Origin of the sequence: Microbacterium sp. 8M (assembly GCF_902506375.1) — a bacterium.
Lineage (GTDB): Bacteria > Actinomycetota > Actinomycetes > Actinomycetales > Microbacteriaceae > Microbacterium.
Map to the genome: position 1 here is coordinate 393,462 of NZ_LR733284.1, position 23,478 is coordinate 416,939.

Below are 23,478 nucleotides of genomic sequence, written 5' to 3' on the forward strand. Positions count from 1 at the left end.
AAGGATCCGACATGAGCATGAACAACCTCGACGACGAGCGTCCGGCCGACCCGGATGCGGATCTCCGGCCCGCCGATGAGCGCGAAGCCTTCGTGGACGACGAGCGCCGGGACGGGTTGCCGGATCAGGACCCGGCCGACGTGCCGCCGCTCGACGAGTCGGAGTCGCCCGACGACCTCTGAGCGGAGGTCTTGCCGCGGAGCACGTGCTCGGGCTTGAGCGCGATGCCCCCGGAGGTGTTCGCCGACGCGGCGAGATCGCGGATCAGCGCCGCGTCCAGCTCCGGCGCGACGGGCTCATCGAAGACGAAGCGGAGCGGGATCGACGGGTGCAGCCAGATCGTGGTGCGGCCCCTGGGCTCGCCTTCGCCGTGCTGGAAGGAGAGGGTGAAGCTCTCGTTCCGGCGCAGCTTCGTGGCGATCACGATCTTGAGGTGCGCGAGCACGCCGTCCTCGATGTGGATGGGCGACTCTGCGCCGCCGTAATAGATGACTCCCACCACGACCTCCTGTCGCGTCTGCGGTTCTCGTTTCCCATCTGGGGTTCTCATATTCTCGCTCGGATCGCGCCTCCGCGCGCGCATAGCACGGGGGCGTGGAGGCCGTCGAGGGGCTGTCGGGCCGACGGCGGCCGGACCAAGATAGAAGGCGGGGATCGCGGCCGGTGCGTGGGTGAGTGAGGAGACAGAGAACGACAATGGGCAGATTCAGTTATGAGGGGCAGACGCACGTCGATCTCGACGATCGGGCACTCGCACATCTGCAGATGGTCGTCGCCAACAAGCTCCGCCGTGGTGAGCCGTTCTACTTCACCTGGAAGGACGACCCCAGCATCGGCCACGGCCGCACCTCGGTGTGGGTGCACCCCGGCTGCAACATGGTGTTCACGTACCACGGAGGCCGCCGCCCGCCGCTCAACCGGGTGTGGATCGAGGCGCTCAGCCAGCTCGCGAACACGCCTGCCGGGCTGCGTCTGATCCCCGAGCCCGCCCAGGTCGACGAGATGCAGTTCGACGACAGCGGCCACATCCAGTGACCCGCGGGCTCCGGGGCGGTCAGTCCGGCGGCTCCGCCGTTCCGGCCGTCCCGGTGCCCGAGGCGCCGGTTCCCACGGCGCCCGTCGCGTCCGTTCCGCCTTCGCCCGTTCCGCCTTCGCCTGCTCCGCCTTCGCCTGCTCCGCCCGCTTCCGAGTCATCGCTGGAGCGCTCGGGCTTCGGGGCGGTCGTGGCCGGCTGGGCGGGCTCGGCGGGCTCGGCATAGGGGTCGTCGCCCTCGGTGGCGTACGGGTCGTCCGTACCGCCCTGGCCCCCGCGTCGTGCATCGGCCGGAGGCTCCGTCCTCGCATCCTGCCGGCGCGGATCCTCCTGAGGCTCGGTGTCCTCGGTGCCCTCCTCGACGCGTTCGCGGTCCGCCTCCTCATCGGGGCGGTCCGGCTTCTCGGGCCGCGCGTGGTGCACGTTCGAGGGCAGCAGCCCCTCGTCGTAGATCTCGCTCATGATCTGTCCTCCCTCGTGTCGTCCGTCTCAACGCGCTCGCGCCAGGATCCGTGATCGTCGCCATCACCGCGAGGACCTTGACAACGGGGCGCGTTCCGTGACGGCCGTCTCGCGCCCGTGCTTCGAACGCCAGACGTGCGCATGCGCCGGGAGCACCCAGATGAGGATCCCCGCGATCAGCGCGACCACCCCCGCGACGAGGGCGGCGATGCCGCCGAGCACCACGTCGAAGATGAACACCGCCACGCCGATGGCGAGCAGGGTGACCAGCAGCAGCAGGGCGATGAGGATCCGCGAGCACGTCGCGACGAGCCGACGGTCGGGGTCGCGCTCCGGCCGCTTGCGGTGCTGCACGACCGGGAGCAGGCCCAGCAGCGTCGCCACGCACGCGAGCACCACGAGCACGAGGTAGATCGCCCTGGCGTGCCCGGGGAGCTTCGTGAACATCTGCTGGAACGCCACGGAGAGCAGGAAGCCCGAGATGATCTGGGTGCCGGTCTGCGTGACCCGCAGCTCTTGCAGGATCTGCTCCCAGCGCCGCGAGACGTCCTCCTGCGACGCTCCCGCCAGGGCGGTGACGCGCGGGCGGATCATGATCCCGTCACCAGCGCGTAGATGCCGAACGCGCCCGCGATGCACATGATGACCGCGGTCGCCCAGCCGAGCGTGCGTGCGAGGGGCCCGTTGCGGTGCTCGCCCATGAGCTGCCGGCTGCCGGTGACGAGCATCAGCACGATCACGAAAGGCCCCGCCGCGATGGCGTTGATGACGGCCGCGACCACGAGAAGGCTGATCGGATCCACCCCGATGAGCGCCAGCACGATGGCCGCGACGAGGCTCACCAGCAGGAGCGCGTAGAACGTCTTCGCCTTGTGCGGAGGGCGGTCCAGGCTCCACGGCTTGTCGAGGAGCGCGGCGAACCCCGCCGACCCCGAGGCGGCGAGCACCGGCACGGCGAGCATGCCGGATCCGATGAACCCCAGCGCGAAGAGGATCGAGGCGTAGTCGCCGGCGATGGGCTGCAGCGCCTTGGCGGCCTCCGCCGCCGAGGTCACCGTCTTGTGATGCGCTCCCAGCGTGGCCGCCGAGCCGACGATGATGGCGAACATGATCGCCACCGAGAACAGCATCCCCGTGATGACGTCGAGGCGGCCGAGGAGCAGCATGCGACGCGCCTTGGCGGGCGGGCGCTCGTCGAGCCGGGGCGGATCGTCGCCCTTGGCGCCCTTGCGCAGCATCTCCTCGCGCTCCTCGCTCTGCCAGAAGAACATGTAGGGGCTGATCGTGGTGCCCAGCACCGCCGCGACGAGGGCGAGATACCCCGTGTCCCAGCGGAACCCGGTGCCGAGAAGGCCTGCGCCGACGGCCCCCCAGTCGACATGCGCCACGGCGAGGACGGCCACATAGGCGAAGAGCACGAGGCAGAGCCACTTGAAGATCCGCGCGATCCACTCGAACGATCCGCGCACCACGACGAAGCCGATGACGATGCCCAGGATGAGCGACCACAGCGGCGCGGGTCCGGCGTGCAGCAGCTGCATGCCCTGGCCGATCGCGACGAGATCCGCGGCGGCGTTCACGGTGTTCGAGACCAGCAGCGCCGCCACCAGCACGGTGACCCAGGTGCGCGTGCCGCGGCGGAAGCGCTTGCGGATGAGGGCGCCGAACGAGTCGCCCGTGGCGAGGGTCATCCGCTCGCACGCCTCCTGCACCACGATCATCAGCGGCAGGGTGAGCGGCACGGTCCACAGCAGGGCCGAGCCGTACTTCGCGCCCGCCTGCGCATAGGTCGCGATGCCCGAGGGGTCGTCATCGGCCGCGCCCGTGACGATGCCCGGTCCGAGGCTCCGCAGCACCCGTGAGATGCGCCCCGGCTTCCCGGCCTCGTCGGCGTTCTCGGCGTTCTCGTCGTGGCCGCTGGTGCCGGCGTCGTCCGGGCGGTCCGCGGGCGGGCGCTCTGTCGCAGTGGGGTCTTCCATGGCGTCAGGCTGGCCCGCGACGCCGCGCTCCACCACCGTCTTGACGCGCGCGGCGCGACGTGGCAAAGGGGTGCCCGCGTTTGTCAACCCCGTCGCAGCCCCGAAGACGCCTCCGTAGCGTGGCGTGCTCACGAGAGGAAGGAGATCGGCATGCCCCGTCAACCAGAGCTCAAGGACCCCGAGCTCTACGAGAAGCTGCGCGACGAGGGGAACTCCAAGCAGAAGGCGGCCCGCATCTCGAACGCCGCTGCCAAGGAGGGCCGAGGCACCGTCGGCCGACGCGGCGGCGAGTCCGGCTCGTACGACGACTGGACCGTCGAGGAGCTGAAGCACCGCGCCAAGGAGCTCGGCCTGCACGGCTATTCCGACAAGAGGAAGCAGGAGCTCATCCACCTGCTGCGCGATCACTGAGGGCACACGCCGGATCCGCCGATTCGGTTCAGGAGAACGAGAACGCGAGAAGGAGAATCAGCATGACCACCGCTCAGGACATCATGACGCCCGCGCCGCAGTGCGTCCGTCACGACCAGACCCTCGTCGACGCCGCCCGGATGATGGCGACCATGGATGTGGGCTCGCTGCCCATCTGCGGCCCCGAGGGCAAGCTCGTCGGCATGCTCACCGACCGCGACATCGTGGTCCGGTGCCTCGCCGCCGGCGACGATCCGAGCGCCGTCACGGCCGGAGAGCTCGCCGAGGGGAAGCCGACCTACGTCGCCGCGGACGCCGACATCAGCGAGGTGCTCCGGGTCATGCAGGAGCAGCAGATCCGCAGGGTGCCCGTCATCGAGGACCACGAGCTCGTCGGCATCATCAGCCAGGGCGACATCTCGCTGAGCGCCGCGCCGTCGGCGACCGGGGAGACCGTCGCCCAGATCTCGCAGTGACGCGAGCGCCGGGCGCGACGGGCCGGAACGCGATCGGGCGGATCCGTCAGGTCGCGTTCCAGAGGTCGCGGTAGTAGGCGAGGCGCTCGCGGTCCGGCTCCACGTCGTACGCCTCGATGAGCAGGTCCTCGTACCCGGGGCCGTAATTCCAGCCCGTGCTCATCGCGGCGACGGCGATGTCGGCCCAGCGATCGGCGACGCCGAGCGCGGCGAGGTCGACGTGCGCGACAGGGCGCCCCTCGTCGTCGAGCAGGGTGTTCGGAGCGCACGCGTCGCCGTGGCAGACCACGAGGCGGTCGATCGGGGGTGCGTCGTGCAGCCGCGTCGGGACGACGACGCCGCGCCGTGCCGCGTTCTCGAGCCGGTCCGCCACCTGCCAGCTCCAGCGGCATTCCGCGACGGGCAGGGCGTCGTGCAGGGCGCGCAGTGCCGCGCCGAGCGCGCGCACCGCGGTCTCGGGGCGGGCGATCCAGTACGGATCCACCGCGGAGCGCCCCGGCAGCGCCGCCGTGATGAGGTACTCCTCGTCGGCGGTCTCGCCGTGGTCGAGCACCTCCGGGACCGCCGTCCACGCCGCGGCCCAGCGCATCCGCTCCGCCTCGGCGGCCATCGAGGCCTCGAGGTTGCGCGGCCCCCATTTGATGATGCGGCCGTCGTCGGTGCGGAAGGTGAGACCGCCGATCGCGTTCTCCCACACCGGAGTGAGCGCGGCGGATCCCGCCAGGCTCCTCACCCGGTGGGGCACGGGCATCGAGGCGGTGGGGATGGTCATGGATCCATCCTGCCCTCCCGGTGTCCGGCTCAGCCGTCGAGCGCGGTGCGCAGCGCCTGCTCGAGCACGACCGCGTGGCTGTGCACGGGGTCGTGCGCGGCATACACCAGGGTGACCACCGGGTGCGGGCGGAGGGTGTCCGCGAGCGCGGCGAGGGCAGGCGCCGACTCGTGCGCGAGCTCGTCGCGGTAGCGGTCCGCGTACGCCTGCCACTGGGCCGGCGGCGCGTGGTGCCACTCGGTGCGCAGCTGCGGCGAGGGCGCCGTGTCCTTGGCCCAGAGGTCGATCTCCGCGCGCTCCTTGGAGATGCCGCGCGGCCACAGCCGGTCCACCAGCACCCGGAAGCCGTCGTCGGGGGCGGCGGGGTCGTAGGCTCGTTTGCGACGCAGATCCATGTGCTCAGCAAACACCCGATTCACCGTCCGCGCGAGCGCGGATCCCGGTCGGGGGTGAGACCCAGACTCACGTAAGCTGAGACTCAGTTGCAGGTTCGAAGGAGAACAGACATGCAGATCCAGGGATCCGGAGCACTCGTCACGGGCGGTGCCTCGGGACTCGGCCTCGCCACCGCGCGCCGCTTGGCGGCCGCCGGGGCGACCGTCACGATCGTCGATCTGGCGAGCTCGCAGGGCGCCGAGGTCGCGGCCGAGCTCGGCGGTGTGTTCGCGCCGGCCGATGTCACGAGCGTCGAGGAGGTGGCCGCGGCCGTCGCCGCCGCGCAGGATGCGGCACCGCTGCGCATCGTCGTCAACTGCGCGGGCATCGCCCCGCCCGCCAAGGTGCTGGACCGCGACGGCAACCCCGCCGATGTGGCGGCGTTCGAGCGGATCATCCGGATCAACCTCATCGGCACGTTCACCGTCATCGCCCAGGCCTCCGCCGTCATCGCGAAGAACGACCCGACCGAGAGCGGCGATCGAGGCGTCATCGTGAACACCGCGAGCGTCGCCGCATTCGACGGCCAGATCGGCCAGCCCGCGTACTCGGCCTCGAAGGGCGGCGTGCACGCGATGACCCTGCCGATCGCCCGCGAGCTCGCCCGCCACGCGATCCGCGTGTGCACGATCGCTCCCGGCATCATGGAGACCCCGATGCTCGCCGGGCTGCCGCAGGCCGCGCAGGACTCCCTGGGCGAGCAGGTGCCCTACCCGGCGCGCCTCGGCCGCCCCGACGAGTACGCGTCGCTGGTGCAGCAGATCGTCGAGAACGGCTACCTCAACGGCGAGACGATCCGCCTCGACGGCGCGATCCGGATGGCGCCGAAGTAAGCCGCTCCTCTCGTTCAGGTCGCAGAATCTGCTGTTCCCGCCGCGGGTTGGAGCAGAAAGTGCGACCTCAACGGAGGTGGGGGAGCCGCCGGCGCAGAGACGAACACCACGAATCCGAGGAAGACATGACCGAGAACAAGCCCCTCGCGGGCAAGACCATGCTGATGTCGGGCGGCAGCCGCGGCATCGGCCTCGCGATCGCCCTGCGCGCCGCTGCAGACGGCGCCAACATCGCGCTGCTCGCGAAGACGGACACCCCGCACCCCAAGCTCGAGGGCACCGTGCACTCCGCGGCGGAGCAGATCCGCGCCGCCGGCGGCAAGGCGCTCCCGATCGTGGGCGACGTGCGCGACGACGAGAGCGTGATCGACGCGGTCCTGAAGACCCAGGGCGAGTTCGGCGGCATCGACATCGTCGTCAACAACGCCAGCGTGATCGACCTGTCCGGATCCCTCGACCTCGCCGCGAAGAAGTACGACCTCATGCAGGACGTCAATGTCCGCGGTACGTTCATGCTCTCGCGCGCGGCGGTGCCCGTGCTCAAGGAGGCGCCGAACCCGCACATCCTCTCGCTGTCGCCGCCGCTGAACATCACGCCCCGCTGGCTCGGCGCGCACACCGGCTACACGCTCGCGAAGTACGGCATGACGATGGCGACGCTCGGGCTCGCGGCGGAGTTCGCGACCGACGGCATCGCCGCGAACACCCTGTGGCCGCGCACCACGATCGCCACGGCCGCGGTGCAGTTCGCGCTCGGTGGCGACCGCATGATGAAGGTCAGCCGCACGCCGGAGATCTACGCCGACGCCGCCTACGCCGTGCTCACCAAACCGGCGCGCGAGTACACCGGGCAGACGCTCATCGTGGAGGACGTGCTCGAGGCCGACGGCGTCACCGACTTCTCCGGATACGCGGCCGTGCCCGGCACCCCGGACGACCAGTTGTTCCCGGACATCTTCCTGGACTGAGGAACCGGTCCAGGCTCAGCGTCCGACCGCTCGCTCAGGAACCGGGCCGTCCTCAAGCCTTGTCGATCTCGGCGACGATCGCGCGGTAGCCGCGGGCTGCGGCGAGGTCGCGCGGCAGCACGCCGTCGCCGTCGCGGATCGTGATGTCGGCGCCGCCCGCGATGAGCGTGCGCACGATGTCGACGTAGGTCCGCGAGCCGTCGCCGAGCACGATCGCCTCGTGCAGGGCGGTCCAGTGCAGGTTGTTGATGTGGTTCGGATCCACGCCCGCGGCGAGCAGGATCTGCACGGTGCTGAGGTGCCCGCGCTCGGAGGCGGGGATGAGTGCGGTGCCGCCGTAGCGGTTCGTGCTGCGCAGGTCTGCGCCGTGCGCGAGCGTCGCCCGCAGGATCTCATCGTGCCCGCGCGCTCCCGCGTACAGGTAGGCCGAGTCGACGATGTCGTCCTTGGCGTTCACGTCGGCGCCGGCGTCGATGAGCGCGAGCGCGGCCTCGACCCGGTTGCCCTTGGTGGCGGCGATGAGCGGCGTCATCCCGCCCGCGCCGCGCGCCTCGAGGTCGGCGCCTTCGGCGATGGCGGCGCGGACGGCGGCGGCGTCGCCGTCCGACGCGGCGGCGAACAGGCGGGAGTTCAGGGCGGTCATCTCGGCCTCGGTTCTCGGTGCGGTGGAGGAGGGGTTCGCGATCGCGGGCGACGTGCCGGTGACGGTCGGAGTGGCCGCGGGTGCCGTGGAGCTGCACCCGGCGAGCAGCAGCGCCGCGGTGAGCGCCGCCGCCGCTACGCCGATGGCGCGCGTCCGGGTCAGCGGGAGGAACGTCATGCAGAATGGTATACCACTTGGGATCCGGGAACCCGCTGAGCGGTCGGATCCGTAGAATCGAGCGGATCCGGCGAGGACGCCGAACGCGACCCGACGAAGGAACCCGCATGCGCAACGGCGACGTCTCGCACTGGTGGCATCAGCTCGGCGCTCCGGAGCCGCGCCCGGAGCTGCCCGGAGACCTCACGGTCGATGTGGCGATCGTCGGCGCCGGCTACACCGGACTGTGGTCGGCGTACTACCTGAAGCAGGCGCAACCCGCGCTGCGGATCGCGATCGTCGAGCAGCGGCACGCCGGCTACGGCGCATCCGGCCGCAACGGCGGCTGGCTCACGAACTCGGTCACCGGTGGGCGGGAGCAGTACGAGCCCACGCACGGACGCGACGCGGCTGAACGGTTCCAGCGTGCGCTCAACGACACCGTCGACGAGGTGATCCGCGTCGCCGCGACGGAGGGCATCGACGCCGACATCGCCAAGGGCGGGGAGTTCACCGTCGCCCGGACGCCGGCCCAGGAGGCGCGGCTGCGGGCGTTCGCCGCGGCCGAGCAGTCCTGGCGATACACCGACGTCGCCCTGCTCGAGGCGGCGGAGGCCACGGCGAAGATCGACGTGCGCGGCACCAGGGCCGCGGTGTGGCATCCGCACGCCGCCCGGATCCAGCCCGCGAAGCTCGTCGCAGGGCTCGCCCACGTCGTGGAGCGGCTCGGCGTGGAGATCTACGAGCGCACCACCGTGCACGAGATCGCGCCGCACCGGCTGCACACGGATCACGGCACCGTCACCGCCGAGCACATCGTGCGCGCCACGGAGGGTTTCACCGCGAACCTTGCGGGGCTGCACCGGTTGTGGCTGCCGATGAACTCGTCGCTCATCGCGACCGAGCCGCTGCCGGCCGCCGTGTGGGACGAGCTGCACTGGAGCGCGGCCGAGGTGCTCGGCGACTTCGCGCACGTGTACATGTACGCCCAGCGCACCGCCGACGACCGGATCGCGATCGGCGGCCGCGGCAAGCCCTACCGCTACGGCTCCCGCACCGACACCGACGGACAGACGCCGGCGTCCACCGTGCGCACGCTGCAGGGCATCCTGCATCGATTCTTCCCCGCGACCGCGGGCGCCGAGATCGCGCACACGTGGTCGGGCGTGCTCGGCGTCCCCCGCGACTGGGCGGCCACCGTCGGGCTGGACCGGCGCACAGGCATCGCCTGGGGCGGCGGATACGTGGGCACCGGCGTGACGGCGACGAACCTCGCCGGCCGCACGATCACCGACCTCATCCTGGAGCGCGACACAGAGCTCGTGAGCCTGCCGTGGGTGAACCACCGGGTGCGTCGGTGGGAGCCCGAACCGCTGCGCTGGATCGCGACGACGGGCCTGTATGCCGCGTACGGCATGGCGGATCGGGCCGAGGCGGCCGGCAGGGCGACGACCTCGCCGATCGCGCGCGTCGCCGACGTCATCACCGGGCGGCACTGAACCGCGGCTCTCCGCACGCGAGCGGATGTGCACGGGACCGGATGACGCGCCGGTGCCCGTCCGTCGCGGACGGGGGCTGGATCCCCTCCGGTCGCGAAACGAAATGGATCCCGCGTCAGCGCCAGGATTCGATGGCGTCCTTCGCATCCTTGAGGCTGAGGCCGGTCGCCTGGCGCAGCGCCTTGATCGCGAGGATCTTCTGTTCCGCGGCCACCAGCCGGTCGATCTCCGCGCGCTCGGCGGGGGAGAGGTGCGTGAGCGCATCCGCGGCGGGCATCCCCTGGGCGTACGTGGGTGCGCCCGCGGGCCGGGACGTGGAGCCGACGAGCGACACCGGCACGGCCTCTGACGTGCCGGATGCCGACGGCACCCACGCGTCGATCTGGTCCTTGGCCTCGCGCAGAGAGAGGCCGGAGTGCTCGCGCAGCACCTTGATCGCGGAGATCTTCTGCTCGTGCGCGACCAGCGCATCGATCTCGGCGATGACGGCCGGGCTCAGCGGATCCGACGGGGTCGGGGCCGGGCTCCGCGGCGGCTGGACCCTTGCGGATGCCCGTGACGGCGGCGCGAAGGCGGTGTCGAGCGGCTCCGGCGCCTTCGGGCGGACCGCGCGCAGGGTCGCGACGATCACGACGCCCAGGACGACGATCACCGCGACCAGGAGGATCCAGATCCACAGCTCCATGCCGCCAGCGTACGGGGTCGTCGCGCCCGGGTCCGCCGCAGGCAAGGCGCCCAGGACCTTCGCAACCGCGAGGCCCTACCCTGGAAGACATGTCCGACACTCCTGCGTCCGTGCGCTCCGGCGCCCCCTCGAAGCGCGCCCAGGTGCGCCCCGCCACCGAAGGATGGACGCAGAAGAAGGACGCCGAGGGGCGCCCGCTGCTGCAGTTCGCCAGCCCGCGCCGCGGCAAGCCCCCGGTGCACCTCGCCGACCTCACGCCTGCCGAGCGCATCGAGAAGGTGAAGGAGCTCGGTCTGCCCGGCTTCCGCGCCAAGCAGCTCGCCACGCACTACTTCACGCACTACACCTCGGATCCGGCGCACATGACCGATCTGCCGGCCGGCCAGCGCGACGAGCTCGTCGCCGGCATGCTGCCGCCGCTGCTCACCGAGGTGCGGCGACTGGAGACCGACCGCGGCGACACCATCAAGTTCCTCTGGCGCCTGCACGACGGCGCGCTCGTCGAATCGGTGCTCATGCGCTACCCCGGCCGCATCACGCTGTGCGTGTCGAGCCAGGCCGGCTGCGGCATGAACTGCCCCTTCTGCGCGACCGGGCAGGCGGGTCTCACCCGCAACATGTCGACCGCCGAGATCGTCGAGCAGATCGTGCGCGCCAACCGCCTCATCGCCGAGGGTGGACTCGGCGGCAAGAAGGCCGGCGACCACTCCATGGAGCGTGTGAGCAACATCGTGTTCATGGGCATGGGCGAGCCGCTCGCGAACTACAAGCGGGTCATGGACGCGGTGCGCGTCATGATCGCCCCGCAGCCCGAGGGGCTCGGGATGAGCGCCCGCGGCATCACCGTGTCGACGGTGGGCCTGGTGCCGGCGATCAACAAGCTCGCGGATGAGGACATCCCCGTCACGTTCGCGCTGTCGCTGCACGCGCCGGACGACCAGCTCCGCGACGAGCTCATCCCGGTGAACTCGCGGTGGAAGGTCGACGAGGCGCTCGACGCGGCCCGCGGCTACTTCGAGAAGACCGGACGCCGCGTCTCGATCGAGTACGCGCTCATCAAGGACATGAACGACCACGCCTGGCGCGCCGACCTGCTCGCGGAGAAGCTCAACGCCCGCGGGCGCGGCTGGGTGCACGTGAATCCGATCCCGCTGAACCCGACGCCCGGATCCATCTGGACCGCGTCGGAGAAGCACGTGCAGGACGAGTTCGTCCGGCGCCTGAACGACGCCGGGATCCCGACCACCCTGCGCGACACCCGCGGCAAGGAGATCGACGGCGCGTGCGGCCAGCTGGTCGCCACGACCGAGGACGAGGCCGCCGCGGCCGCGATGGCCTGAGCCGCGCCTCCCGGTCCCTGAGCCGGGCCCACGCGCCGCGGAGGCTCCGGGCAGCGCGGAGCGCTGGCTGGAGAGCGGCGTGGGGAGCGAGGGGGCCCGCGCCTCCGGGTCCCTGAGCCTGTCGAAGGGACCGCGCGTGCGTCGGGGCGCTTCGACGAGCTCAGCGTCCGGTCCGTTGATTCGACGAGCTCAGCGACCGGTTGGGTCCCGCGCCTCCCTGTCCCTGAGCCTGTCGAAGGGACCGCGCGTGCGTCGGGGCGCTTCGACGAGCTCAGCGACCGGTCCGTCAGATCCGACGAGCTCAGCGGTCGGTGGATCCGTCGAGCTCAGTGACCGGTTCTCAGTCGTGCGGGGTGCGCAGGAGGCGCAGCCGCCCGGATCCCTCGATCAGCTCCGTCCAGGAGTCCACGTCGACCGCGCATTCGGCGACCGCGCAGGTCGGGAACTCGACGTACGAGCCGGTGAGCTCGGCGACCGCGTCGGTCATGCCGGGGTTGTGACCCACGAGCATGGCGATCCCGATCTCGTCGGGCAGGCCGCTCGCGACCTGCAGGATCGTCGAGGCCGTCGCCCCGTAGAGCTCCGGCTCCTGGATCACCGAGAGCCCGAACGCCACGGCGTACGCCTCCGCCGTGCGGCGCGCTCGGACGGCGGTGCTCGACACGACCCGCTGCAGCGCGACCCCCTCGTCGCGCAGGCGCAGGGCCATCGCGGGGGCGTCGCGGAGTCCGCGCGCGTTCAGCGGCCGTTCGTGGTCGCGCAGGCCCACGACGTCCCAATCGGACTTGGCGTGCCGGCCCAGGAGCAGCGTCTTCATGATCACCAGAGTGCCACCGGGACGGCGCTCGCGCACGCGCTCCCGCGCACGGTCACGACCGCTGCCCGAGCAGCCGCGGGCGCACCTCGCCCAGCCGTGCCTGCAGCGCCTCCAGGAACGCCGCGATCGCCGGCTGGTTCAGGGCCTCGGGCCGCGCGATGAGCCAGTACGGCAGCCGCTCGTCGATGCGGTCGGGGAGCACACGCACGAGGTCGTCGTGCTGGTCGGCGAGGAAGGCAGGCAGCAGACCGTATCCGGCGCCGCCCCGGGTCGCGTCGACGTGCACGTACACGTTGGTGCTCGCGACCGAGTCGACCATCCCCGGCACCGCCCGGCGGGCGTCGTCGAGGGAGTCGACGTGCAGCATCGATTCGATGAAGTAGACGAGCGGCTGCCCGGCCAGCTCCTCGGGATCCTGCGGGGCGGGATTCCGCTCCAGCCAGTCGCGGCTCGCGTACAGGCCCAGGGCGTAGTCGGCCAGGTGGATGGCCCTGGCGCGACGCACCTGCGGCCGCCCCACCACGACCTCAAGGTCGGCGCCCGTGCGCTGCTGCGACGCCTGCCGGGTGGAGGTGATGATCTCCAGCGACACGTCGGGGTGGACGCGGCGCAGCGCCGCCATTGCGGGGGCCGCGACGAACCCGCTGAAGCCGTCGGTCGCCGACAGCCGGATGAGGCCGCCGATGCGTCCTCCGTCACGGTCGTCCAGGCGGCCGAGTGCGCGCTCCACGCCCTCGGCGGCCGCGAGGGCGCGCGACCCGAGCGGGGTGAGCTCCCAGCCCGCGCCCTCGCGGGAGAGCACGCGCCCGCCGAGCTGCGTCTCGAGGGCCGCGATGCGCCGGGCCACCGTCGTGTGGTTGAGCCCGAGCTGCTGACCGGCGGTGGTGAACCGGCCGCTGCGCGCCACGGCGAGGAGCACGAGCAGGTCGTCGGCGCTCAGCGGCGGTGCGGGGAAGTGCGCGTCCATCTGTGCAGTTTTGCATAGCCGGAGTCCTTTCCGGCGTGCGCTTGCGTGAAGTACCGTGCTGAGCATGGCGGAACAGCGAGGCCTCGGCAACACCACGGATCTGACGGGGCGCACCGCCCTGGTCACCGGCGGCGGAAGCGGGATCGGCGCCGCGTGCGCCAGGGCCCTCGCAGGCGGCGGCGCTCACGTCGTGGTGATCGACCGTGACGCGGAGGCGGCGGAGGCCGTCGCCATCGAGATCGGCGGGGAGAGTCTCGCGCTCGACCTCGGCGACCTGGACGCCCTTGCCGCACGCAGCTTCGATGCCGACATCCTGCTGAACAACGCGGGGATCCAGACCGTCGCCCCGATCGTGGACTTCGACCCGGCGACGTTCCGCCGCATGCTCGACATCATGGTGACCGCGCCGTTCCTGCTGACCCGCGCCGTCCTGCCGGGGATGTACCAGCGGCGCTGGGGGAGGATCGTCAACATCAGTTCGGTGCACGGCCTGCGCGCGAGCGAGTACAAGTCCGCCTACGTGACCGCCAAGCACGCGCTGGAGGGGTTGTCCAAGGTCACCGCGCTCGAGGGCGGCCCGCGCGGCGTGACGAGCAACTGCCTCAACCCGGGCTACGTGAACACGCCGCTCGTGCAGAAGCAGATCGCGGACCAGGCGCGCACCCACGGCATCCCCGAATCCGAGGTCATCGAGAAGGTCATGCTCGCCGAGTCGGCGATCAAGCGACTGCTCGAGCCGGAGGAGGTGGCCGATCTGGCGCTCTGGCTGTGCGGGCCCATGGCCGGATCCGTCACGGGCTCGTCGTACACGATGGACGGCGGGTGGAGCGCGCGCTGACGCTCCGTCCGCCGTCCCCGGCTCCGCCCGCCATCGCCCTCTTCCCGGATTCGCGCGCACGGTTCTGTTCGACCGTGACCGGGTCGCCGGGAGGTCTTGTCGAAGGAATCAGTGATTGATACTGTCGTTAACCAGCTCGAATCGAGCAGGTTCAATCACTCGCTGCGATGACGCCGGCGTCGTCGCCCCACCGAGAGGTCAGTGATGACGACGACGAGGTCCACCCTTCCCACTTCCGAACACCCGTCGCCGCGACGATGGTGGGGGGCGCTCACCGCCGCTGCCTGCGTCCTCGGTGCGTTGATCGCGCTCCCCGCGGCTCCGGCGAACGCGGCCGGTGATCAGACCCTCGGCGAGGCCACCGCGGTGCAGCAGGACGGCGACGCCTACACCTTCACGGCGGGCACGGCGCGCCTGCGCGTGACCTTCGAGAGCGCCGACGCGGTCCGCGTCGAGCTCGCGCCGGACGGCACGTTCACGGATCCGGCGAACGACGTGCCCAGCAAGCCGGGCGACCCCGCGGCGAAGATCGTCGTCGGCGATCTCGGTGGACACGCCGGAAGCACACTCAGCGCGACCACGGACGGCTGGAGCATCGCGACGTCGAAGGCGACGCTGACGGTCGCGCGCTCGCCGCTGACCATGAGCCTGAAGGACTCAGCGGGCAGGACGCTCTGGGCGGAGACGGCCCCGCTGAGCTGGAACGGATCCGGGACGACGCAGCACCTGACCCGCGGCGCCACCGAGCAGTTCTTCGGCGGCGGCATGCAGAACGGCCGCTTCTCGCACCGCGACCAGACCATCTCCATCTCCCGCGACTACAACTGGAACGACGGCGGCAATCCGAACGCCGCCCCGTTCTACCTGTCCAGCAACGGCTACGGCGTGCTGCGCGACACGTTCGCGGCGGGGAGTTACAGCTTCGGGGATCCGGTGACCACGACGCACGGGGAGCAGCGCTTCGACGCGTACTACTTCGTCGGGGACACCCGCGCGGTGCTCGACGACTACACGAAGCTGACCGGACGTCCTGCGATGCTGCCGATGTACAGCATGGAGATCGGCGACGCCGACTGCTATCTGCACAACGCCAATCGGGGCGAACGTCACACGCTGCCCGGCGCCACGGCGATCGCGGACGGCTACCGTCAGAACGACCTGCCGCTCGGTTGGATGCTCGTCAACGACGGCTACGGATGCGGCTACGAGCAGCTGCCGCAGGTGCACGAGATGCTGCAGGATCACGGCTCGGAGCTGGGGCTGTGGACGCAGAGCGACCTCACGAACCAGCAGGAGGAGGTGCAGGCCGGCGTCCGCGTCCGCAAGACCGACGTGGCCTGGGTCGGTCCGGGCTACCGGTTCGCCCTGTCCGCGTGCGAGAAGGCGAAGAACGGCATCGAGGACAACACCTCCGACCGGTCGACGGTGCTCACGATCGAGGGCTGGGCGGGAACCCAGCGCTGCGGTGCCGTGTGGAGCGGTGACCAGTCCGGCAGCTGGGACTACATCCGCTGGCAGATCCCGACCTATGCAGGCACGACGATGTCGGGCCAGCCGAACTCGACGGGCGACATCGACGGCATCTTCGGCGGCAGCGCCGACACCTACACGCGCGATCTGCAGTGGAAGATGTTCCTTCCCACGACCTATGCGATGAGCGGCTGGGCCGGATCCGACAAGCAGCCGTACCGCTACGGCGAGCCGTACACGAGCATCAACCGCGACTACCTGATGCTGCACGAGCGCCTGCTGCCGTACCTGTACACCTACCAGGCGCAGGCGCACGAGACCGGCCTCGGCTCGACCCGGCCGCTGTACGTCGACTACCCCGACGACCCCGCCACCTGGGGCGACCAGGCGAAGTACGAGTTCCTCGCCGGCGACAGCTTCCTCGTCGCCCCGGTCTATTCGGACACGACCGTGCGCGACGGCATCTACCTGCCTGCGGGCACCTGGGTGGACTACTGGAGCGGACGCACCTTCACCGGCCCGACCACGGTCGACGGGTACGCCGCACCGCTGAACCGCCTGCCGTTGTTCGTCAAGGCCGGCGCGGTCGTGCCGATGTTCCCGCAGGGCACGCTCGACTGGGCCGCGGGCAAGAAGGCCGGGCGCCTCGACGTCGACGTCTACCCGAAGGGCGCGTCGTCGTTCACGCTGTACGAGGACGACGGCAGGTCGCAGGCCGCCGAGGACGGGAAGAACGCCACCCAGAAGCTCGCCGTGACGGCGCCCGACGAGGGCAGCGGACGGATCCGGGTCTCCCTCGGCGCACTCGCCGGGGACTACCCGGGCAAGCCCGGCGCGCGCAGCTACCGGCTGTCGGTGCACACCGACACGGCGCCCTCGACCGTGCGCGTCGAGGGTGCCAAGCTGACGGCGGCCGACTCCGCCGCCGCGCTCGACAAGGGCGCGGGTTACGTCTACGACGCCTCGGCCGGCGTGCTCACGGTGCAGACCGGCACCCTGTCCACCGGATCCGAGCACGCCGTGGAGATCACGGGCTCGACCGCCGTGGGCGGCGTGCACCCGGAGAACCGCGCAGTGGACGCGACGGTCACCACGGATGCGCTGAGCCTCGCGGGCGGCACGACGAAGGCGACCGTGACGGCCACGAACCGCACCGGCGCCGACCTGAAGATCACCGCCACCGCGCTCGCGCTCCCGGAGGGTTGGACGGCGACCGCGACGGACGCGACGACCAGCACCCTGGTGCCGGACGGGGCGACGTTCACCGTGCCGTTCACGATCGCGGTGCCCGAGTCGGCCGCGCCGGGTGCGCAGACGATCTCCGCGCAGGTCGGCTACACGGTGCGGTCGGCGGCCTGGACGGCCGGTGCGCAGGCCCAGACCACGGTCGCGTTCGCGAGCCTGGCGGCGGCCTTCAACAACACCGGCATCAGTGCGCAGTCCGCGCCCGGTGCCGCGAACATCGACGGAGGCGGGTCCAGCTTCATCGCCGAGCGGCTGGCGGCGGCGGGTGCCGGCCGAGGCTCGGCCGTCACGGCGAACGGGTTCTCGTTCGCGATGCCCGATGTCGCACCCGGTACGCCGGACAACGTCGCGGGCGGCGCGCGCACCGTGCCGGTGACCGGGCAGGGCAACGCGCTGGCGGTGCTCGGCACGGGTACGAGCGGGTCGGCGACCGACGCCGTGACCGTGCATTACGCAGACGGATCCACGAGCACCGGAACCCTCGGCATGCCGAACTGGTGCTGCCTGGCGGCCAACGCGTACGGCGCGAAGATCGCGGTCGTCACCAAGGGCAAGAACACCCCGACCGGGCCCGCCTACCCGACCACGGAGTACCGCCTCTACACGAACACCGTGGCGGTCGATCCGGACAAGCAGGTCATCGCGGTGACGCTGCCCGGCAACGCGGCGGTGCACGTGTTCGCGCTGACGGTCGGCACGCAGGTCGTCGTGCCGCCGCCGCTCGCCGATGGACAGTACGCGCTCGCGGTCGGCTCAGGCGCGGGCCTGCTCACCGCGCCCGGCAGCAACGCGACGCAGCTGACGGTGGCTCCGGCGGCCGCGGGCGATGCGAGCCAGAAGTGGGTCGTCACGCGCCTCGGCGGCAGCGAGTACACGGTGAAGAACGCGGCGAGCGGCTACTGCGTCGACGTGTTCTCGTCGTCGAAGTCCGAAGGCGCGCTGGTCGGCCAGTATCCCTGCGGCGGCACGGACAACCAGACCTGGATCCTGTCCAAGGACGCGAACGGGGCGGTGAAGCTCTCGAACAAGAACTCGGGGCTCAGCCTGACCGCGGATGCGGACGGGAAGGTGGTGCAGCGCGCCGACACCGGGGCCACGAGCCAGCGGTGGGCCGCGAGCGCGAACTGACCTCGACGCACGAGGGGCGGGGGATCCGGAGAACGGATCTCCCGCCCCTTCGGCTCGGGCGTCGTGCAGGGCTTCCCGTCGTGAGGCGGCATAGCCGGCGCCTCGGATCCGCTGGGCTCCTGTCCAGGGTTCGCCCATCGGTTCCCCAGGCGGCTTTTCGTACTGTGGGGGGATGTCCTATTCCGCTCATCGACCCGGCCGCATGGATTCCCAGGGCCGGATCGCCTTCGACGTCGACGGACAGACCGACCCCTCCGACCCCGCCGACCCGACGGCCGAGGACCCGTTCATCTTCGTGCGCGACTACACCCCGACCGGCTCGGATCCGGCCCAGGCGGCGTCCGAGCCCGCGGCCGCGACGACCCCGATCGAGCCCGTCGTGCCGACGCGCCCGGCCGCCCCGGAGCCCGCCGTCGAGCCCGCTCCGGTCGTCGCGGAGCCCGCAGCGGAGCCCGCTCCGGTCGTCGCGGAGCCCGCGTCCGAGGCGCCCGTCGCCGCACCGAAGCCCGTGAAGCCCCGCAAGCAGCCCAGGCCGCCGCGCGCGCCGCGGCCGCAAGGGTGGTTCTGGCGCCGGCTGGCGATCCTGGGCGGCGCCGACGGCGCGATCCTCGACCGCGTGCCGAGCGAGCAGCCCCGGTTCGTGCAGATGTTCTTCGTGCTCGCGGGCACGGCGCTCGTCTCGGCGCTCTCGATGCTGTTCGCGCTCACCACGGGCGTGCAGGTGCTGGTATGGATCGCGGTTCCGCTCGCCGTGGTGTGGGCGCTGCTGATCTTCAACCTCGACCGCTTCCTCACGTCCACCATGCGCTCCACGCGCAGCGTCTGGCGGCTGCTCGGGCTCGCGATCCCGCGTGTGCTGATGGCGGCCATCATCGGATTCGTCGTGGCCGAGCCCATCGTGCTGCAGGCGTTCCACAACGACATCGCCCGCGAGGTCACCGCCACGAACCTCGTGCAGGCCCAGAGCGACCAGAAGGCCGTCACCAGCGGCCCCGAGAAGAAGGCGCTGGACGCCGCATCCCAGCGCCTCGCCGACCTGCAGAACCAGGCATCCACCGGAATCGTGAAGGGCACCTCGAGCGACTCCGCCTCGCAGAAGGCGGCGCAGGACACGGTCACCAAGATCACCGCGCAGATGGCCGACCAGCAGAAGGTCATCGATCAGGCGCGCGCTCTCTACCAGTGCGAACTGACGGGGGAGGGCGCCGGCACGGTGCCCGGCTGCACCGGTGTGCAGGGTGACGGCGCGAGCTCGGACGCGGCGAAGTCGCAGCTCGACCAGGCGCAGCAGACCTACGACGCGCTCGCCGCGCAGCTGCGCCAGGCCAATACCGACCTCGAATCGGCCGACGCCTCGTCGAAGTCGGCGACCTCGGCCTCCGAGGCGCAGAACCGGCAGCAGGCGAAGGACCAGCTCCCCGCCGCCGAGCAGGCGTACAGGACCGCGCTCGACGCCTACAACGCCCGCGCGGCGGAGGTCGCCGGGACGAACGCCGGCGCGGTGGGCCTGCTCAGTCAGATCTCCGCGCTGGACCGCCTCTCCGCCAAGGAGCCCGTGCTCGGCTTCGCGCACTGGCTCATCGCCGCGCTGTTCTTCATGATCGAGCTGCTGCCGGTGATCGTGAAGGTGCTCACCAGCTGGGGCGACCCGTCGCTGTACGAGAAGGCCGAGGCGATCGCCAAGCAGGTCGAGCTCGACCGCGTCACCTCGAAGGGCTACCGCGACCGCGCCGCGATCATCGCCGAGGAGGCGAAGGATCGCGCTTTCGCAGACGCGCACGAGGCCGAGGTGGCGGCGGCATCCGTCGCGGAATCCGCGCCTGCGCCGGACGCAGGCCTGTCCACGGCGCCCGCGGCCTCCGACGACGGCACGCGGTCGCACGTTCCCGGTGCACCGTCCGCGCCGTCGGGTGCGCCGTCGTGGCCCGTGCCCGCGCATCCGGGCGTCGCCTCGGCGCATCCCGCGCCGGGTTCCGCGCACCCGACCGCACCCGTCGGGCACGCCTCCCCGGCAGAAGCCGCCCGGGTCTGAGCCGAGACGACGGCGCCCCTTCCGAACGACCGGAAGGGGCGCCGTCGTGCATCCGCGCTACTCCTTCACCGCGCCTGCCGTGAGACCGGCCACGATCCAGCGGCTCGCGATCGCGAACAGCACCATGGTGGGCAGGATCGTGAGCACCGCCGCTGCCGACATCGATCCCCAGTCCACGTTGAACGTGGAGATGAAGGCGTTCAGCGCCGCGGGCACCGTGCGGTTCTCCTCCGACTGCATGAGCACGACCGAGAGGAACAGCTCGTTCCAGCAGTTCACGAAGTTGAAGATGAACGCCGCGATGATCCCCGGGGTCATGACCGGGACCAGGATCCGGAACAGCGCCCCCAGCCGGGAGCAGCCGTCGATCATCGCCGACTCCTCGAGCGCGTCGGGCACGTTCTCGAAGAACCCCCGCAGCATCACGGTAGAGAACGGGATGCAGACGGCGACGTAGACGAGGATCAGGCCGAACTTGCCGTCGACGAGGCCGAGATCGGTCATCATCGTGTACAGCGGGCCGAGGGCGATGAAGGCCGGGATCATCTGGGTCAGCAGGAAAGCGATCAGCACCGCGCCCTTGCCGCGGAACTCGAAGCGTGCGATCACGTAGGAGCTGAGCAGCGCGATCAGCGTCGAGGTGGCGCCGGCGACGAGCGAGACCAGAGCGGAGTTGCCCAGGAAGACGCCGAAGTTCGCGTCGGAGAAGAGCCGCGTGTAGTTCTCGATCGACGGCTCGGAGGGCCAGTACTCGATCGGATAGCGGTTCACGGTCTGCGGCGACTTGAACGACGTCAGCACGATCCAGTACAGCGGGAAGAGCGTGATGATCAGCCACAGCGCGAGCGCGACGGCCTTGACCACTCCGCCCGCCGTGATCCGCGACCGAGAGCGCCGCACCGGCCGCGACGCGTGAGAGCGCCCGGTCGTCAGGGTCATCGTCGCGGTCATCGGGTGGCCCTCCTCATCGCGAACAGGTAGAACGCGCAGAACACGAACAGCACCGCGACGACGATGAGGCCGATCGCGCTGGCGGTGCCGTAGTCGCCCTGCTGGGTGAAGTTGATCATCCAGGTCGTGATGATGTGCGTGCGGTTCGCCGGCCCGCCGCCCGTCATCGCCCAGATGATGTCCGGGAAGTTGAAGATCCAGATGACGCGCAGGAGCACCGTGAGGAACAGCGTCGTGGCGATGTACGGGATCACGATCGAGAACAGCTGCCGCGCCTTGCCGGCGCCGTCGAGGCTGGCGGCCTCGAGCACCTCGTCCGGCACGGACTGGAGCGCGGCGAGGATCATGATCGCGAAGAAGGTGACGCCGTACCAGACGTTCGCGACGATCACGGCGAACATCGCGAGCTTCGGATCAGCCAGCCACGGCAGCGGCGCGGAGATGAGATGCGCCTTCATGAGCAGGTCGTTGATGACGCCGAACTCCGCGTTGAACATCCAGCGGAACAGCATGCCGATCAGGAACCCCGAGACAGCCCACGGGAAGAAGACGAGCGCCTGGTAGACCCCGCGGAACCGGAAGCGCTGCCGCAGGGCGAGCGCGATCAGGAATCCCAGCACGAACTGCGGCACGAGAGACCCGACGACCCAGAGAAGGGTGTTGCCCGCGACGGTCGGGAAGACCGGATCGGAGAGGACCTTGGCGAAGTTGTCGAGCCCGACGAACGGCGTCGAGGTCAGATCCCACAGCTTGTAGTCGAGGAACGCCATGCGCGCGCCCTGCAGCATCGGGAGATAGGTGAACCAGCACACGAAGACGATCGCGGGGGCGAGGAACGCGAGGATCGTCAGTGCGTGGCGTGCGCGGAAGGTGCGCCGCCGCCCCGCCGTCGGCGGCGTGGCGCGATTCTCGGACCGAGCGGCCCGGCCGGTGGGACCGGCCGGGCGCTCGGCGGCGGAGGTCGAGGTCACGACATCAGCCCTTCTTGTACTTCGCGGTCCAGTACTCGTCCCATGACTTCAGCAGCTCCTTGGTCGTCATGTTGCCCAGGAGCACGCTCTGGACGTCCTGGTCGGACTTCTGGATCCACTCGGTCCACCAGGCGACGCCGCGCGGCTGCTGCACGTTGACGTAGGTGTCGGGGTGCTCGGTCATCGTGACGTAGCTCGTCCACGGGCCGGTCGAGTAGAACGGATCCTTCGCGGCCGCGGCGATGATCGGCACGAGGCTGTTCTTCTGCGCGAACGTCGTCGCGGGCTTGGCGGAGGAGAGGTACTCGACGAGCTTGACCGCCGCGTCCTTGTGCTTGCTCGACTGGGCGATGCCCCAGCCGGCCACGGCGAGAGGCTGCGCGGCCTTGCCGCTGGGGCCGACGAGCAGCGGGGCCGTGTTCCACTGGTCCTTCTTCAGGCTCGATGCCGACACGGTCGCGATGACCTCGGGATCCTGCAGCAGGAACGCCGTCGTGCCGTTCGTGAATCCGGCGACCATCTCCGGGTAGCCCCAGGAGACGGCCGACGGCGGCGAGGCCTTCTTGAACAGCGCGAAGTAGTCGTCGACCGCCTTCTGCGCGTCCGGCGAGGAGAAGATCGTCTTGCCGTCCTTGAGCAGGAACGCGTTCGAGGTGTCCAGGTCGTCGATCGTGTACGCCTCGATGGCGGCGACGACGTTCGAGTTCGCGTTCTTGCCGCCCCGGAAGGCGTAGCCGTACTGGTTCTTCGCCGGATCCTGGATCTTCGACGCCTGCTCGAGAAGGTCCTCCCACGACTTCGGCGGACCGTCGAAGCCCGCCTGCTCGACCAGGTCGGTGCGGTAGAAGAGCGAGAGCCCGTAGAAGCCGTAGGGCACGAACCAGGTCTTGCCGTCGGAGTCGGCCGCCTTCTTCGCGTTGTCGGTGAGCTCGCCCCAGCCGTCCCAGCTCTTCAGGTCCTTGGACATGTCGTAGAGCCAGTGGTTGTTGGAGAACGGCCCGACCGTGATGTCGCGGGTCTCGAGCACGTCGATGCCCTTGCCGGACTGCAGCATCTGCTGGATGGTGGTGTCGGCCTGCTCGGTGGGCGGCGACACCAGCTTGACCGTGATGTCGGGGTTGGCCTTCTGGAAGTCGTCGAGCAGCCCGCGGATGAGCTTGGTGCGATCGGGATTGGTCAGGCTCTCCACCATCTGGAGGGTGACCTTGCCGCCCGCGGATCCACCTCCGCCCGATGCTCCGCCGGAACACGCGGTGAGGGCCAGGAGGGCGACGATGCCCACGCCGGCGATCGAGGCGAGTCGGGTGCGCTTCACCATGGAACGTCCTTTCGTTGGGGTCTTGCAGGTTCGGTCTCGGGCGCGGGCC

24 protein-coding genes are annotated in these 23,478 nt (G+C 70.7%); 11 read left to right on the plus strand and 13 right to left on the minus strand.

Features of this window, described 5'->3' with window-relative positions; translation table 11 throughout:
- Positions 1-11 precede the first annotated feature (11 nt).
- A complete protein-coding gene (locus AERO9AM_RS01830) occupies positions 12-182 on the plus strand; it encodes a hypothetical protein (protein ID WP_159574626.1) in 171 nt (56 codons plus the stop codon).
- Here AERO9AM_RS01830 and AERO9AM_RS01835 read toward each other — a convergent pair.
- Complete coding sequence (locus tag AERO9AM_RS01835; RefSeq protein ID WP_159574627.1) at positions 125-499, minus strand: DUF7882 family protein; 375 nt, start codon at positions 497-499, stop codon at positions 125-127. The genes AERO9AM_RS01830 and AERO9AM_RS01835 overlap by 58 nt on opposite strands.
- A gap of 197 nt (positions 500-696) precedes the next feature.
- Here AERO9AM_RS01835 and AERO9AM_RS01840 point away from each other — a divergent pair, with 197 nt between their 5' ends.
- On the plus strand, positions 697-1,035 hold the full coding sequence (locus tag AERO9AM_RS01840) for a DUF7882 family protein (RefSeq protein ID WP_159574628.1): 339 nt from the start codon (positions 697-699) through the stop codon (positions 1,033-1,035).
- Positions 1,036-1,054: 19 nt separating this feature from the next.
- On the opposite strand, the gene AERO9AM_RS01845 is transcribed toward AERO9AM_RS01840, so the two are convergent.
- From AERO9AM_RS01845 to AERO9AM_RS01855, 3 genes are all read right to left on the minus strand, one after another.
- Entirely contained in the window at positions 1,055-1,495 is a 441-nt protein-coding gene (locus tag AERO9AM_RS01845) for a hypothetical protein (RefSeq protein WP_159574629.1), read from the minus strand.
- A 63-nt stretch (positions 1,496-1,558) separates the two neighbouring features.
- A complete protein-coding gene (locus AERO9AM_RS01850) occupies positions 1,559-2,089 on the minus strand; it encodes a DUF6328 family protein (protein ID WP_159574630.1) in 531 nt (176 codons plus the stop codon).
- Positions 2,086-3,474, minus strand: coding sequence for an Nramp family divalent metal transporter (locus AERO9AM_RS01855; RefSeq protein ID WP_159574631.1), 1,389 nt, complete (start codon positions 3,472-3,474; stop codon positions 2,086-2,088). The genes AERO9AM_RS01850 and AERO9AM_RS01855 overlap by 4 nt, the downstream gene beginning before the upstream one ends.
- 150 nt (positions 3,475-3,624) lie before the next feature.
- On the opposite strand from AERO9AM_RS01855, the gene AERO9AM_RS01860 reads away from it, so the two are divergent.
- Positions 3,625-3,885: a DUF7218 family protein gene (locus tag AERO9AM_RS01860; RefSeq protein WP_159574632.1), complete on the plus strand. Its 261-nt coding sequence runs from the start codon at positions 3,625-3,627 to the stop codon at positions 3,883-3,885.
- A gap of 62 nt (positions 3,886-3,947) precedes the next feature.
- Positions 3,948-4,361, plus strand: coding sequence for a CBS domain-containing protein (locus tag AERO9AM_RS01865; RefSeq protein ID WP_159574633.1), 414 nt, complete (start codon positions 3,948-3,950; stop codon positions 4,359-4,361).
- Between the two features lie 46 nt (positions 4,362-4,407).
- On the opposite strand, the gene AERO9AM_RS01870 is transcribed toward AERO9AM_RS01865, so the two are convergent.
- Both AERO9AM_RS01870 and AERO9AM_RS01875 read right to left on the minus strand, forming a co-directional pair.
- Positions 4,408-5,133: an aminoglycoside 3'-phosphotransferase gene (locus AERO9AM_RS01870; protein WP_159574634.1), complete on the minus strand. Its 726-nt coding sequence runs from the start codon at positions 5,131-5,133 to the stop codon at positions 4,408-4,410.
- Positions 5,134-5,162: 29 nt separating this feature from the next.
- Positions 5,163-5,528, minus strand: coding sequence for a DUF488 domain-containing protein (locus AERO9AM_RS01875; protein ID WP_159574635.1), 366 nt, complete (start codon positions 5,526-5,528; stop codon positions 5,163-5,165).
- 111 nt (positions 5,529-5,639) lie between these two features.
- On the opposite strand from AERO9AM_RS01875, the gene AERO9AM_RS01880 reads away from it, so the two are divergent.
- A complete protein-coding gene (locus AERO9AM_RS01880) occupies positions 5,640-6,401 on the plus strand; it encodes an SDR family NAD(P)-dependent oxidoreductase (RefSeq protein WP_159574636.1) in 762 nt (253 codons plus the stop codon).
- Between the two features lie 125 nt (positions 6,402-6,526).
- The gene (locus AERO9AM_RS01885) at positions 6,527-7,369 is read left to right on the plus strand and encodes an SDR family oxidoreductase (protein WP_159574637.1); all 843 of its coding nucleotides are present in this window, start codon (positions 6,527-6,529) and stop codon (positions 7,367-7,369) included.
- Between the two features lie 52 nt (positions 7,370-7,421).
- Here the strand turns inward: AERO9AM_RS01885 and AERO9AM_RS01890 are convergent, their stop codons facing one another.
- Positions 7,422-8,189, minus strand: coding sequence for an ankyrin repeat domain-containing protein (locus AERO9AM_RS01890; protein WP_159574638.1), 768 nt, complete (start codon positions 8,187-8,189; stop codon positions 7,422-7,424).
- Positions 8,190-8,296: 107 nt separating this feature from the next.
- Between AERO9AM_RS01890 and AERO9AM_RS01895 the strand changes: the two genes are divergently transcribed.
- Entirely contained in the window at positions 8,297-9,667 is a 1,371-nt protein-coding gene (locus AERO9AM_RS01895) for an NAD(P)/FAD-dependent oxidoreductase (RefSeq protein ID WP_159574639.1), read from the plus strand.
- Between the two features lie 115 nt (positions 9,668-9,782).
- Here AERO9AM_RS01895 and AERO9AM_RS17435 read toward each other — a convergent pair whose 3' ends face one another.
- Positions 9,783-10,352: a ribosomal protein L7/L12 gene (locus AERO9AM_RS17435; protein ID WP_159574640.1), complete on the minus strand. Its 570-nt coding sequence runs from the start codon at positions 10,350-10,352 to the stop codon at positions 9,783-9,785.
- An 89-nt stretch (positions 10,353-10,441) separates the two neighbouring features.
- On the opposite strand from AERO9AM_RS17435, the gene rlmN reads away from it, so the two are divergent.
- Positions 10,442-11,692, plus strand: a complete 1,251-nt coding sequence (rlmN, locus tag AERO9AM_RS01905) for a 23S rRNA (adenine(2503)-C(2))-methyltransferase RlmN (RefSeq protein WP_159574641.1) — start codon at positions 10,442-10,444, stop codon at positions 11,690-11,692.
- Between the two features lie 340 nt (positions 11,693-12,032).
- Here the strand turns inward: rlmN and AERO9AM_RS01910 are convergent, their stop codons facing one another.
- Entirely contained in the window at positions 12,033-12,509 is a 477-nt protein-coding gene (locus AERO9AM_RS01910; protein ID WP_159574642.1) for a SixA phosphatase family protein, read from the minus strand.
- 52 nt (positions 12,510-12,561) lie between these two features.
- A complete protein-coding gene (locus AERO9AM_RS01915; protein WP_159574643.1) occupies positions 12,562-13,476 on the minus strand; it encodes a LysR family transcriptional regulator in 915 nt (304 codons plus the stop codon).
- A 64-nt stretch (positions 13,477-13,540) separates the two neighbouring features.
- Between AERO9AM_RS01915 and AERO9AM_RS01920 the strand changes: the two genes are divergently transcribed.
- The 3 genes from AERO9AM_RS01920 (at position 13,541) to AERO9AM_RS01930 (ending at position 20,189) form a co-directional block, all read left to right on the plus strand.
- Complete coding sequence (locus AERO9AM_RS01920) at positions 13,541-14,314, plus strand: 3-hydroxybutyrate dehydrogenase (protein WP_159574644.1); 774 nt, start codon at positions 13,541-13,543, stop codon at positions 14,312-14,314.
- 204 nt (positions 14,315-14,518) lie between these two features.
- Positions 14,519-18,157, plus strand: a complete 3,639-nt coding sequence (locus AERO9AM_RS01925; RefSeq protein WP_159574645.1) for an RICIN domain-containing protein — start codon at positions 14,519-14,521, stop codon at positions 18,155-18,157.
- Between the two features lie 172 nt (positions 18,158-18,329).
- The gene (locus tag AERO9AM_RS01930; RefSeq protein ID WP_159574646.1) at positions 18,330-20,189 is read left to right on the plus strand and encodes a DUF4407 domain-containing protein; all 1,860 of its coding nucleotides are present in this window, start codon (positions 18,330-18,332) and stop codon (positions 20,187-20,189) included.
- Between the two features lie 57 nt (positions 20,190-20,246).
- Here the strand turns inward: AERO9AM_RS01930 and AERO9AM_RS01935 are convergent, their stop codons facing one another.
- From AERO9AM_RS01935 to AERO9AM_RS01945, 3 genes are read right to left on the minus strand one after another with little or no spacing between them, the layout of a single operon-like run.
- The gene (locus tag AERO9AM_RS01935; protein ID WP_159574647.1) at positions 20,247-21,140 is read right to left on the minus strand and encodes a carbohydrate ABC transporter permease; all 894 of its coding nucleotides are present in this window, start codon (positions 21,138-21,140) and stop codon (positions 20,247-20,249) included.
- A complete protein-coding gene (locus AERO9AM_RS01940) occupies positions 21,137-22,111 on the minus strand; it encodes a carbohydrate ABC transporter permease (RefSeq protein WP_159574648.1) in 975 nt (324 codons plus the stop codon). The genes AERO9AM_RS01935 and AERO9AM_RS01940 overlap by 4 nt, the downstream gene beginning before the upstream one ends.
- 4 nt (positions 22,112-22,115) lie before the next feature.
- Positions 22,116-23,429 carry an ABC transporter substrate-binding protein gene (locus AERO9AM_RS01945; RefSeq protein WP_236602446.1) on the minus strand — a complete coding sequence of 438 codons (1,314 nt, stop codon included), beginning with the start codon at positions 23,427-23,429 and terminating at the stop codon, positions 22,116-22,118.
- Positions 23,430-23,478 lie beyond the last annotated feature (49 nt).